This is a genomic window from Caulobacter sp. GW821-FHT11E11 (genome assembly GCF_058808315.1).
Window position 1 is genome coordinate 274,016 of the sequence record NZ_JBXARO010000007.1, and the last position, 12,422, is coordinate 286,437.

Annotated in this window: 9 protein-coding genes and 1 pseudogene; 7 read left to right on the forward strand and 3 right to left on the reverse strand. The window is 68.0% G+C overall.

The window, feature by feature from the left end; all coding sequences use genetic code 11:
- Positions 1–13: 13 nt before the first annotated feature.
- Together AC1RR5_RS19005 and AC1RR5_RS19010 are read right to left on the reverse strand one after the other, a co-directional pair.
- Positions 14–1,132, reverse strand: a complete 1,119-nt coding sequence (locus AC1RR5_RS19005; RefSeq protein ID WP_492923911.1) for a PepSY-associated TM helix domain-containing protein — start codon at positions 1,130–1,132, stop codon at positions 14–16.
- The gene (locus AC1RR5_RS19010; RefSeq protein ID WP_492923913.1) at positions 1,132–3,291 is read right to left on the reverse strand and encodes a TonB-dependent receptor; all 2,160 of its coding nucleotides are present in this window, start codon (positions 3,289–3,291) and stop codon (positions 1,132–1,134) included. Before AC1RR5_RS19010 ends, AC1RR5_RS19005 begins: the two co-directional genes overlap by 1 nt.
- A gap of 168 nt (positions 3,292–3,459) precedes the next feature.
- Between AC1RR5_RS19010 and AC1RR5_RS19015 the strand changes: the two genes are divergently transcribed.
- The 5 genes from AC1RR5_RS19015 (at position 3,460) to AC1RR5_RS19035 (ending at position 9,433) form a co-directional block, all read left to right on the forward strand.
- Positions 3,460–4,401 (forward strand): amidohydrolase family protein, encoded by a 942-nt coding sequence (locus AC1RR5_RS19015; RefSeq protein WP_492923915.1) that lies wholly within the window; start codon positions 3,460–3,462, stop codon positions 4,399–4,401.
- A gap of 270 nt (positions 4,402–4,671) precedes the next feature.
- A complete protein-coding gene (locus AC1RR5_RS19020; protein WP_492923917.1) occupies positions 4,672–5,895 on the forward strand; it encodes an SGNH/GDSL hydrolase family protein in 1,224 nt (407 codons plus the stop codon).
- A gap of 3 nt (positions 5,896–5,898) precedes the next feature.
- Positions 5,899–6,801 carry a polysaccharide deacetylase family protein gene (locus tag AC1RR5_RS19025; RefSeq protein WP_492923919.1) on the forward strand — a complete coding sequence of 301 codons (903 nt, stop codon included), beginning with the start codon at positions 5,899–5,901 and terminating at the stop codon, positions 6,799–6,801.
- 68 nt (positions 6,802–6,869) lie between these two features.
- Positions 6,870–9,086, forward strand: coding sequence for a S9 family peptidase (locus tag AC1RR5_RS19030; RefSeq protein ID WP_492923921.1), 2,217 nt, complete (start codon positions 6,870–6,872; stop codon positions 9,084–9,086).
- 137 nt (positions 9,087–9,223) lie between these two features.
- The gene (locus tag AC1RR5_RS19035) at positions 9,224–9,433 is read left to right on the forward strand and encodes a hypothetical protein (RefSeq protein WP_492923923.1); all 210 of its coding nucleotides are present in this window, start codon (positions 9,224–9,226) and stop codon (positions 9,431–9,433) included.
- Here the strand turns inward: AC1RR5_RS19035 and AC1RR5_RS19040 are convergent.
- Positions 9,414–9,932: a GNAT family N-acetyltransferase gene (locus AC1RR5_RS19040; RefSeq protein ID WP_492923925.1), complete on the reverse strand. Its 519-nt coding sequence runs from the start codon at positions 9,930–9,932 to the stop codon at positions 9,414–9,416. The genes AC1RR5_RS19035 and AC1RR5_RS19040 overlap by 20 nt on opposite strands.
- 62 nt (positions 9,933–9,994) lie before the next feature.
- Between AC1RR5_RS19040 and AC1RR5_RS19045 the strand changes: the two genes are divergently transcribed.
- Positions 9,995–10,783, forward strand: a complete 789-nt coding sequence (locus AC1RR5_RS19045; RefSeq protein ID WP_492923927.1) for a thioesterase family protein — start codon at positions 9,995–9,997, stop codon at positions 10,781–10,783.
- Between the two features lie 12 nt (positions 10,784–10,795).
- Positions 10,796–12,386, forward strand: a pseudogene (locus AC1RR5_RS19050) (amidase).
- Positions 12,387–12,422 lie beyond the last annotated feature (36 nt).

Sequence of the window (12,422 nt, forward strand, 5' to 3'; positions counted from 1 at the left end):
GCGCGGCGGCGGTTCACGTCAAGGTCGCGGCGGCCGGCTTCGGGACGGGCTTGGCCTTTGGCTTCTTGCGCTTGGGCACACCGGCCGGATTGCCCCAGAAGGTGACCACCGCCAGCGTGCCGAGCAGGGTCAGCGCCAGGCCCGAGATCGTCATCACCAGGCGATAGGCCAGGCCGCCGACCTTGGCCGCGTGCAGAGGGTAGTCGAGATTGGCGATGCGCGATCCCAGCGGCATGCTTTGCGCGTCACGGCTGGCGACCATCGCGCCGGTGGCCGGATCGAACCAGGCCATGCTGCGGCCATTGGGCAGCCACTCGGCCTGCTGGCGCAGACGGATCGAGACCAGCGCGCCTTTCTTCTGCGGCAAGCTGATGATCCGCACCTCCGCGCCGGGGAAGCGCGCCTGGGCCTGGCCGATGACCTTGGTCCAATCCATATCCTTGGCCATCTTGCCGCCGTTGATCTTGGGGACGGCCGAGGCCTTCTCCATCACAGCCGCCGACGAGAACGGCGCGCGCAGGGCTTGCGAGAACCACTTCAGGTTCATCGCCGCGCCGGTGGTCAGCGAGAGGATCAGCAACGGCGCGACCAGCACGCCCAGGTCGCGGTGATGATGCACGATCGCCGCCCGCTTCATCATCCGGGGCCAGGCGCGCAGGTGGAACATCCGCCGCGTCGGCCACCACAGGATCAGGCCGGTGATCACGAAGCCCAGGCCGGCAAGGCCCGCGACGCCGCCGACAATCGAGCCGGTGTCATCGGCGAACAGGTGGTGGTGGAAGTCGAACAGCCAGACTTCGGGCCGGGCCCAGTTCGACGTCCAGGCTTGGACGATATCGCCGTCCTGGTCGGCGAAGGCCGCCTGCTGCTCTTTCTTGTAGGCCAGCCTGTGCAGGCCCAGCCGCTCGGTCGCCAGCACGATCGAGCGCGGACGGTCCTGGGCGGCGAAGACCTTGGTCGTCATCGCCGCCAGGGTGGCGGTGTCCTGCCGCTGGGCGTCGGCGGCGTGGGGCACGGTGGCGCGCAGGAAGGCGTCCTCATGCACCAGCAGCGCGCCGGTGAAGCCCAGCAGAGCCAGCAGCAATCCGATCAGGCCGCCGGTCCAGCGGTGCAGCAGGCGCAGGGTCTTCATCAGAAGCGGGTTTCCCAGCCGAGCGTCGCGGTGCGGCCACGGCCAGCGTAGAACTTGTCCCGCGCGGGCAGCGTCGTGTCCGAATGGTAGGTGATGTACTGCTTGTCCAGAAGGTTCTGGACGCCCAGCGACAGCGCCCCGACCGGCAGTTCGTAGCGCACGAAGGCGTCGACCACGGAGTAGCCGTTGAAGTCGTCCTTCACGGTCGCCGTCTGCATGTTGCGCGACATGTACTTCTGCATCTGCAGGCGCAAGGCCCACTTGCCGGTCTGATAGTCGGCGGCCAGGTTCAGGCGGTCGGGCGAGATGTTGGCGCCGTCCAGGTCGGTGTCCATCTTGCCGTCGCGGTTCGTGTCGGTCTGGCCGCGTAGGCGGGCATAGCCGGTCGAGACGTCCAGGCCGGGCACGGGCGTGCGGGCCTTCACATTGACCTCCAGGCCCTCGATGGCCACGCCCTGGCGCTGCACGTCGAAGATGCCGTCGGCATTGCGCACCAGGAACTGGCCATACTTCGACTTGGACCAGAAATAGGCGACGCTGGCGTCGAACGGGCCGCGCTTGACCTCGGCGCCCAGCTCGCGGTTGTTGGACACGATCGGCTCGATCGCCAGGTAGGTGTCGACGTCCTGATTGGGGATGTTGATGCCGCGCAGGATACGACCCACGTCCGGTACGGTGTAACCCTCGGCATAGCTGCCATAGACGCGCACGCCCTTGGCCGGTTCGAAGACGACGCCGCCGTTGATCAGCGTGGACTTGAACTCGGGATTGCCGCCGCCGACCTTGCGCGAGCCATAGGAGGCCAGGGTGGTGAAGTCGTCGACCTTCAGCTCGACGTTCTCGAAACGCACGCCGCCGGCCAGGCGCAGCTTGCCGTCGAACAGGGCGTAGTTGCCCTGGATGAACGGGGCGATGCTCTGGAACTTGGTCGGCGGCACCCAGGCGCGACCGGTGGCGGTCAGCAGTTGCGCGGTGGTGTCGGTCAGGGCGTCCAGGCCGGCGGTGGCGACCAGGCCCTCGATCCCCGGCACGGCGCGCTCGTAGCTCATCCGCGCGCCCAGCTTGCGCGAGCGGTTCGCGGACTGGTCGAACAGCGTGTTGAGCGGCGCGATGCTGGCGTCCTGGAAGGTGGCGCTGATGTCGCCACCGAAGGTGTCGCGCGTGCGGTTGAAGAACAGCTGGGCGTTCAGCACGCCGCCGTAGAGGTCGTCATTGACCAGCGACGCCGAGATGGTCTCGACGCGGTTGGCCGCCGGGTCGCCCGGGACCACGCCGCGGACGGCGGTGGTCGGCAGGCGCAGGGCGATGTTGCCGTCCGTCGGCAGGATCAAGGCGGCCGGCGTACGGCCAGCGGTCGGGGCGGTCACATAGTCGCCGTCGCCCTTCAGCTCGAAGCGGCTGCCGATCACGTCCAGGCGCATGCTGGGGCTGAGCTGCCAGCCCACGCGACCGAACAGCGACAGGGTCTTGCTGTCCTGGACATCGCCCTGGGCGGTGTCCATGCCGATGCGGCGGCCATTGCCGTCGTAAAAGGCGCCGCGCGTTTCATAGGCGACGCCGCCAGTGGTGTCGAAGGCGCCCGAGCGCCAGCCGACCAGGCCGGCGACCTTGGCTCCCACCGAGTCGCCCAGCTTGTTGCCGCCCGAGGCCTGGATCAGCGTGCGGCCCGAGACGCCGTCCGCCTTCGGCGGTCCCACGGTCACCTGGTTGACGACGCCGCCGGTGGCGCCGATGCCCTGCAGGGCGTTGGAGCCGTAGATCAGCTCCACACGATCGATGAAGAACGAGTCGATCGTGTAGCCATCACGCGAGCCGTCGCGGATCGGGGTCGACTGCGGGATGCCGTTGATGGCGTACAGCGGCGAGCGGCCGCGCAGGCTCTCGCCCGCCCCCGACAGCTTCTGGCGGGTGGGCGAGAACGACGGCGACAGGGTCGACACCGCGTCGATGATCGAGCCGCTGATCGCCACCTGCTGGTTCAGGGTCTCGTTGTCGAGCACGTCGACCGTCAGCGGCAGGGCGCTGGCCGGCAGCCGCGTGCGCGCGGCGGTGATCACCACCTGGTCGACATCGCTCCCGCCGGACTGGGCATGGGCCGCGCTGGCGCAGGCCAGGGCCAGCAGGGAGACGGCGGCGAGACGACGGGCTTGGGGCGACATGGGCAGGGATCCGGACAGCGAAGGTCCGGCGGCGGGTATAGCTTTTGCGACTGATTTGCAATATCGAACGTCAGGACGGCAAAGCTTTGAAACATGACCTGCGGGGTCATGTCGCCGCGTCGCCGCCTGCTCTACTCCAGTTCACACACGTAACTCGGGGAGAGACGGATGACCTTCGGACGCAGAACCTTCCTGGCGGGCGCGGGCGCGCTGGCCGCCTCTACCGCCCTCGCGGCGCCGGCAAAGCCGCGCAAGATCATCGACGTGCATATGCACGCCTACCCGGCGACGACGGTCTTCGACGACCCGATCGTCAATCCGATCACCGGCAAGAAGAGCCCGATCCGCACCGGCGCCGACCATATGGAGGCCTGCATCGCCGAGATGAAGCGCCGCAACGTGGTCATGGGCGTGGTCAGCGGCGGCGATGGCGACCGGCTGAAGGCGGCCACTGACTGGCACGACCGCGACCCGGCCCGCTTCATCGCCGGCGCCGGCGTGCGCGGTTCGGACGACACGCCGCTGCCGCCGCTGGACGTGCTGCGCAAGGCCTTCGCCGACGGCAGCCTCAAGGTGCTGGGCGAGGTCACCTCGCAATATGCCGGCCTGCCGCTGGGCGACCCCAAGTACGAGCCCTACCTGGCCCTGGCCGAAGAGTTCGACATCCCGGTGGCCCTGCACACCGGCTCGATGCCGGGCGGCACGACGTTCGACGCCTGCTGCCGCACGGCGCGGGCGCGCCTCGGCAATCCCGAATATGTCGAGGAAGCGCTGAACCGGCATCCCAAGCTGCGGCTGAACCTGATGCACGGCGGCTGGCCCTATCTGGAGCAGACCATCGCCATCCTGATGCTGTATCCGAACGTCAATCTGGACACCGGCGCCCTGGCCTGGCTGCTGCCGCGTCCGGCCTTCCACGGCATCCTGCGCCAGCTGATTGAGGCGGGGCACGCCAAGCGGATCATGTTCGGCTCGGACCACATGTTCTGGCCAGACGCCATCGGCCTGTCGATCGACGCGGTCGAGGCCGCGACCTTCCTCACCGAGGCTCAGAAGCAGGACATCTTCTTCAACAACGCCGCCAAGTTCTACAAACTGCCGGTCGCCTGATTTCACCCCATGCCAGCGGTGACACGCAAAAGAAAAGCCCGGCCAAAACGACCGGGCTGAAAGTTTATAGGGAGGAAACGCCCAGGAAGGGCAGAGGCGCTCGGCGCCTCACGGGATCCTGATAGCGCTACCATCAGCCTAGATGCAAGCGATTCCTGACAGACGCGGCGACCTGCCGCACTTTGATCGCTCGCGACGCTTTACGGCGCGGCCCAGAGGTCATACCAATGTTACCGCTACCGACAGCAAGCCGGGGCGGGAGAAACGCTGATGAAGATGTTCGCGCGGCCTGCGTTCGTCGCCGCTGGTCTGGCCTTCGCGCTCGCCCTGCCCGCCCATGCCGAAACCCAGCGCTGGGTCGGCAGCTGGGCCAGCGCCCAGGTGGCGCCGGACGCCAAGAACAGCCTCGCCGCCGAGGACTATCCCGACGCCACCCTGCGCCAGGTCGTGCGGCTGTCGATCGGCGGCGACAAGATCCGCGTGCGGCTGTCGAACGCCTTCGGGACACAGCCTCTGACGATCAAGGCCGCCCGCGTCGCGGTATCCGCCGCCCTCAATAGCGCCCGCATCGAGCCCGCCACCGACCGCCCCCTCACCTTCTCGGGCCGGACCGAGGTGACCATCCCCGCCGGCGCCGACTACTGGTCTGATCCGGTGGCGCTGAAGGTCACACCCCTCACCTCCCTCGCCATCAGCCTGCACTATGCCGCAGCCCCCAGCGTCCAGACCGGCCACCCCGGCTCGCGGGCGACCTCGTACGTCCTGGCCGGCGACCACACCGCTGACGCCGACCTGCCGGGGGCCAAGACCGCCGACCGCTGGTTCCAGATTTCCAGCGTCGACGTGGTGTCTTCGAAAGCCGGCGTGATCGTCGCGTTCGGCGACAGCATCACCGACGGCTACGGCGTCCAGCCCAACACCAACCTGCGCTGGACCGACGGCCTGCTGGAGCGCCTCAAGGGCAAGAACCTCGGGATCCTGAACCTGGGCATCGGCGGCAACCGCGTGCTGCTCGACGGCTCTGGCCCCAACGCCCTGGCGCGGTTCGAGCGCGACGTCCTCAGCCAGGCCGGCGTCACCCACCTGATCCTGCTGGAGGGCGTCAACGACCTGGGCGTCCTGACCCGCGACGCGCCCGCCACGCCGGAGGCGCACAAGGCTCTCGTCGAGCAGGTCATCGGCGCCTACCGCCAGATGATCGTCCGCGCCCGTGCGAGGGGGATCAAGGTCATCGGCGCGACCGTCCTGCCCTACTCGGGCTCGGCCTATTACCACCCCGGCCCCGAGAGCGAGGCCGACCGCCAGGCGATCAACGCCTTCATCCGCGCGCCCGGAAACTTCGACGGCGTCATCGACTGGGACAAGACCCTGCGCGATCCGGCCCGCCCGACCTATCTGCTGAAGGCCTATGACAATGACGGTCTTCACCCCAACATGGCCGGCTACAAAGCCATGGCGGACGCGATTCCGCTGAGCCTGTTCGAAAGCAAGTAACCGATGCGCCTTGTACTCGCCGCCGCTCTCGCCCTGGTCACCACGACGGCTCAAGCCGCCGACAAACCCGTCATCGCCTTCACCTGGGACGACCTGCCCGCTCACGCGGCCCTGCCGCCGGGCGTCACCCGCACCCAGATCGCCACCGACCTGCTGAAGGCCTCGGCCGACGCCAAGGCTCCGGCGTTCGGCTTCATCAACGGCGTCCAGACCGAGCGCGAGCCCGGCTCCGATGCGGCGCTGAAGCTGTGGCGCGAGGCCGGCCAGCCGCTGGGCAACCACGGCTGGTCGCACCAGAACCTGGCGACCCTGACGCCTGAGCAGTTCGCGGACGAAGCCGCCAAGAACGAGCCGATGCTCAAGGACCTGATGGCCGGCCAGGACTGGCGCTGGCTGCGCTTTCCGTTCCTGTCGGAAGGCGACACGCCGGAGAAGCGTCTCGCCGTTCGCGCTTGGCTGGCGACCAACCAGTACAAGATCGCCAGTGTCACCATGAGCTTCGGTGACTGGGCCTTCAGCGATCCCTATGCCCGCTGCGTGGCCAAGAACGACCAGGCCGCCATCGCCCGGCTGGAGACAATCTATCTGGATGGCGCGGCCGCCGTCGCCGACCGCTCGCGGGCCATGGCCAAGACCCTGTACGGCAAGGACATTCCCTATGTCCTGCTGATGCACGGCGGCGCCTTCGAGGCCCGCATGGCGACGCGCCTCTTCAAGCTCTACCAGGACAAGGGCTATGGCTTCACCACGCTGGAGAAGGCCGAGAGCCACCCGTTCTACAAGACGGACGTGGACCCCAGCCTGCCGCCCGAGCCCACTACCCTAGAGGACGTCCTGAAGGCCAAGGGCCTGCCGGTCCCGGCGCTTCCGATCGACCTGGCGGCTGTGCAGGGAATGTGTCGCTGAGCGACGTTTCAGTTCCGCAACAACTTCCCTGCTGACAACGGCGACGCTCACGCCTAGCGTCCCGCGCCATGATCAAGCCCTCGCTCACGGCGCTCGCGGCCGTCCTCGCCCTCTCCACCCCGGCCATGGCGGAAAAACTCACCCCGGAACGGGTTTTCGCCGATCCCAGCCTGTCTGGCCCGACGGCCAAGGGCGTGGCTCTGTCGCCGGACGGCAAGCGGGTCACCTATCTGAAGGGCAAGCCCGAGGCGGCCAACGTCCAGGACCTGTGGGCCGCGGACGTCAAGGGCGGCGAGCCCTATCGCCTGATCGACAGCGCCGCGTTGTCCTCGGGCGCCAAGGAGCTGTCGGAGGCCGAGAAGGCCCGCCGCGAACGCGCCCGCGTCTCGGCCCGCGGCATCGTCGAATACAGCTGGGACAAGCAAGGCCGCTTCATCCTGGTCCCGCTGGATGGCGACCTCTATCTGGACAGCGTCGCCGACGGCAAGGTCACCCGCCTGACCGAAACGCCGGGCGATGAGGTCGACGCCAAGGTCTCGCCCAAGGGCGGCTACGTCTCCTACGTCCGCGACCAGAACCTCTACATCAAGCCCCTGGCGGGCGGGGCAGAGACGGCCCTGACTACCGAGGGCAAGGACACCTTGTCGTTCGGCGTCGCCGAGTTCGTGGTGCAGGAAGAGCTGGACCGCTTCACCGGCTACTGGTGGAGCCCGGACGAGAGCCGCATCGTCTACACCCGCGTCGACGAAAGCACGGTCGACGTCGTGCCGCGCGCCGACATCGGCCCGGGCGGCGCCACCGTGGTCGAGCAGCGCTATCCCCGCGCCGGCCGCCCCAACGCCGTGGTCGAGCTCTTCGTTCGCGACTTGGCCTCCGGCCAAATCCGCAAGCTCGATTTGGGCGCCAACAAGGACATCTACCTGGCCCGCGTCGACTGGTCGGCCGACGGCAAGACCGTCTACGCCCAGCGCCTGTCGCGCGACCAGAAGACCATCGACCTGATCGCCTTCGACGCCGCCACCGGCGCGGCCAAGACCATCGTCACCGACACCGACGCCCACTGGGTCGAGGCGCGCGACGACTTCTATCCGCTGAAGGACGGCACCTTCCTGTGGTCGTCGGAGAAGGACGGCAACACCCACCTCTACCGCTATGGCGCCGACGGCAAACAGATCGCCCAGATCACCAAGGGCGACTGGCCGATGGCCGGGCTGGAAGGCGTCGACGAGGACCGCAAGGTGGCGATCTTCATCGCCTCGATCGACACGCCGCTGGAGCGCCGTCTGTACGAAGTCAGCTATGCCAAGCCGGGCAAGCCCAAGGCCCTGACCTCGGCCGGCGGCTGGTGGTCGGCCAAGGTCGCCGGCAGCGGCGGCGCCTTCGCCGGCACCTATGAAGATCCCAAGACCCCGCCCCAGACCGCGCTCTACGACAACACCGGCAAGCGCGTGCGCTGGATCGAGGAAAACAAGCTGGCCGAGGGCCATCCCTACTGGCCCTACGCCTCGACCCTGCCGGTTCCGGAATACGGCTCGCTGAAGGCCGCGGACGGCGAGACGCTCTACTACGAGATCCTCAAGCCGCAGAACTTCGACGCCAGCAAGAAGTACCCGGCGCTGCTGGCGGTCTATGGCGGCCCGCACGCCCAGCAGGTCAAGCGGACCTGGCAGAGCGTGTCCGAGCGCACCTATCTGGAAGCCGGCTACGTCGTCTTCCGGATCGACAACCGCGGCAGCGGCAGCCGCTCGGCCAAGTTCATGCGCGCCCTGGATCGCAACCTGGGCACGGTCGAGGTCGAGGATCAGCTGTTGGGCGCTAAGTTCCTCAGCAACCTGCCCTATGTCGACGCCGACAAGCTGGGCGTGATGGGCTGGTCGTACGGCGGCTTCATGACCCTGATGTTGTTGACCGCCGACAACACCCCGTTCAAGGCTGGCGCGGCCGGCGCGCCGCCGACCGAGTGGAGCCTGTACGATACGGCCTATACCGAGCGCTACATGGGCAAGCCGGACGACAACAAGGCCGGCTACGCCTATTCGGATCTCAACACCCGGATCGGCAAGCTGGCGCCCGGCAGCCTGCTGCTGCTGCACGGCATGGCCGACGACAACGTCATCTTCGAGAACAGCACCCGGCTGATGTCGGCTCTGCAGGCCAAGGCCGTCCCGTTCGAGATGGCGCTCTACCCCGGCGAGCGCCACAGCGCGCCGCGCAGCAAGACCAAAGGCCTCAGCGTGCTGACGAAGCACCTGGAGTTCTTCGACCGCAAGCTCAAGGGCCAATAGGCCTGGCGCGCCGTTCGCGTCCTTTAAGGGCGCGGACGGCCTGCGACACCCTGCCCGCCCCCATTGACCTTATGTCGCAGGGTGCTCGGGCCGGGTACAGCTTATGGTTATCGGCGCTGGTTCAGGAAAAACGCGCCATGACCAAGACTACCGAAGCCGCCGTCGAATGGCTGATCGAGACCGTCAAGGAAGCCCTCGAGGAAGGGCGCGCCACCGAGACCGAGCTCGAAGAGTGGCTGCTGGCCGCCATCCTGCTGGAAGAAATGGCCATCGAGGAACAACAGGACGAGCAGGAAGCCCGCACGCTCGGCGCCTGGTTCGCCCAGGCTAACGGGACGCTGCACTAGCGCGCCACGCCTCTGCGTCCAGGCTCAGATAGACGCTGTCGCACCATTCCTCCCCAACCAGCCAAGTCTTCTCCTTTCGCCCCGTCTCCACGAATCCCAGGCGCGTCAGCAGCTTCAGGCTGGCGTCGTTGCGTGGGTCGACGTCGGCGATCGCTTCCGGCCGCGATGCGAGCCCTCGATCCAGCACCGCGCTCAGCGCCTCGCCGGCGAAGCCCCAGCCCCAGTGGTCGGGATGGAAGATGAAGCCGATCTCTGGGTAGCGATAGAAGCCGGCCTTGCCGATCACCACGCCCTGGTGTTCGACGACGAAGTCTTCGCCCTCTGTCGGGTCGATCTCGATCATCCCCGTCAGCCAATCCCGTGACTGCTCCAGCGTCGCGTGCGGCGGCGTCGACCAGAACCGTGTCGCGCGCGGGTCGCTCAGGATCGCGTGGATCGCCGGGAGATCCCCCTCCTCGGCTTTGCGTAAAAGCAGCCGTTCAGTGCGAAGCGTGGTCATGGCCCTCGACTAGCACGACACCCGCTTGACTTCCGTAGCGAAAGAAAACGAACCTTCGTTTCATGACCAGCTACACCGATCTCGTCGCCGCCATCGCCGCCACCGACACTGGCTTCTCGGCCCACGTCTCCGACGACTGGAAGCAGGGCCGCACCACCTATGGCGGCCTGAGCGCCGCCCTGTGCGTCGAGGCGGCCCAGCGGGCGTTTCCGGAGGCGCCGCCGCTGCGTTCGGCCCAGTTCGCCTTCGTGGGCCCGGCCGCCGGCGAGCTGTCGATGCAGGTCAGGACGCTGCGCCAGGGCAAGTCGACGCTGTTCGCCAATATCGACCTGGTCGGCGAACAAGGCGTGGCCACCCACGGAACCCTGACCTTCGGCGCGGCCCGCGAGTCACACCTGGCGCACGAGGACGTCCCCTGCCCGGCCGTCGCGCCGCCGGACCAGTGCGAGCCGTTCCACAAGGGCGACACCAGCCAGGCGCCCAGCTTCATCCGCCAGTTCGACTTCCGAGTCGCCGGCGGCGGCCGGCCAGGCACGGGCGAGCCGCCGGAATATCTGCTGTGGATCCGTCACCGCGACGCGGCCGCGACCTCGCTGTCAGCTCTGATCGCCCTTGGCGACGCCCCGCCGCCGCCGGCCATGACCCTGTTCAAGAAATTCGGCCCGATCTCGACCATGACCTGGGCGCTCGACGTCGTGGGCCTTCCGGGCGAGGACGACGACGGCTGGCGCCTGCTGCGCAGCAAGTCCGAGACCATCGGCGACGGCTATTCCACTCAGGAGATGCACCTGTGGGACAGCCGTGGCCGTCCGCTGATCCTGGCGCGGCAGAACGTGGCGATCTTCGTCTAGCCGCGCACGAACCTGCCCAACGGCCCTTGGCGCGCGCGGATTTTTGACCTCATGCTCCCCATCCGGTCCGCGCCCTGAGAGTCGCGAGGCCAAGTTCGGGGAAACGCTCATGACCAAGATCGCCTGTCTGGCCGGCGTCGCTGCTCTCGCGCTGCTCGCCGGGGCCGCATCGGCCCAGACGTCCGAAGACGCGACCAAGGGCTATCTGGCGGTCATCAAGGACAAGAACCCCGTCCTCAACGCGGTCATCGCCACCAACCCGCACGCCCTGGCCGACGCCCGCGTGCTGGACGCCGAGCGCAAGGCCGGCAAGATCCGCTCGAACCTGCACGGCGTGCCGATCCTCCTGAAGGACAATATCGAGAGCGCCGACGACACGGCCACCACCGCCGGCTCGCTGGCGCTGAAGGACAATGTCACCGGCCGCGACGCCCCGATCGTCAAGCGCCTGACCGATGCGGGCCTGGTCATCCTGGGCAAGGCCAACCTGTCGGAATGGGCCAATATCCGCTCGTCCAAGTCGATCAGCGGCTGGAGCGCGGTGGGCGGCACGGTGCGCAACCCCTACGTCCTGGACCGCAGCGCCTGCGGCTCGTCCAGCGGCTCGGGCGCGGCGGTGGCGGCGGGCTTGGCGCCTCTGGCGATCGGCACCGAGACCGACGGCTCGATCACCTGCCCGGCGGCGATCAACGGGCTGGTCGGGATCAAGCCGACCCTGGGCCTGGTGTCGCGCACCCACATCGTGCCGATCAGTCACAGCCAGGACACCGCCGGCCCGATGACCACGACGGTCGAGGACGCGGCCAAGGTGCTGACCGTCATCGCCGGCAGCGACCCCGCCGACCCGGCGACGAAAGACGCCGACGCCCGCAAGACCGACTACGCCGCGGGCCTCTCCAAGGACGCGCTGAAGGGCGTCAAGCTGGCGGTGGCCCGCTTCTACACCGGCTATTCGCCCAAGACCGACGCGGTGTTCGAGGCGGCGCTGAAGGAACTGCAGGCCCAGGGCGCGATCCTGGTCGACGTCAAGGAGTTCGACGAAGGCCCGATCGGCAAGGCCGAGGGCGTGGTGCTCTATACCGAGCTGAAGGCCGACATGGCCGCCTACCTGGCCTCGACCGATCCGAAGAAGGTGCCGAGCCGCACCCTGGCCGACCTGATCGCCTTCAACAAGGCGACCCCCAAGGAGTTCGAATGGTTCGGCCAGGAGAGCTTCGAACGCGCCGAGAAGACCAAGGGCCTGACCGATCCGGACTACCTGAAGGCGCTGGCCGACTCCAAGCGCCTGGCCGGCCCGGAAGGCATCGACAAGATCCTGAAGGACACCGGCGCGGTCGCCATCATCGCCCCGACCACGGGCCCGGCCTGGACCATCGATCCGCTGAACGGCGACAACTATGGCGGCTCGTCGACCACCCTGCCCGCCGTGGCCGGCTATCCGCACCTGACCGTGCCGATGGGCGCCGTCACCGGTTTGCCGGTGGGCCTGTCGTTCATCGGCCCGGCCTGGAGCGAGAAGCTGCTGCTGAACCTGGGCTACGCCTATGAGCAGGCGACGCACCATCGCAAGCCGCCGCAGTTCTTGAAGACCATCGCGCCGTAGACCGGCGCTGAAATCACCCCTAGGTTGACCTCCCTA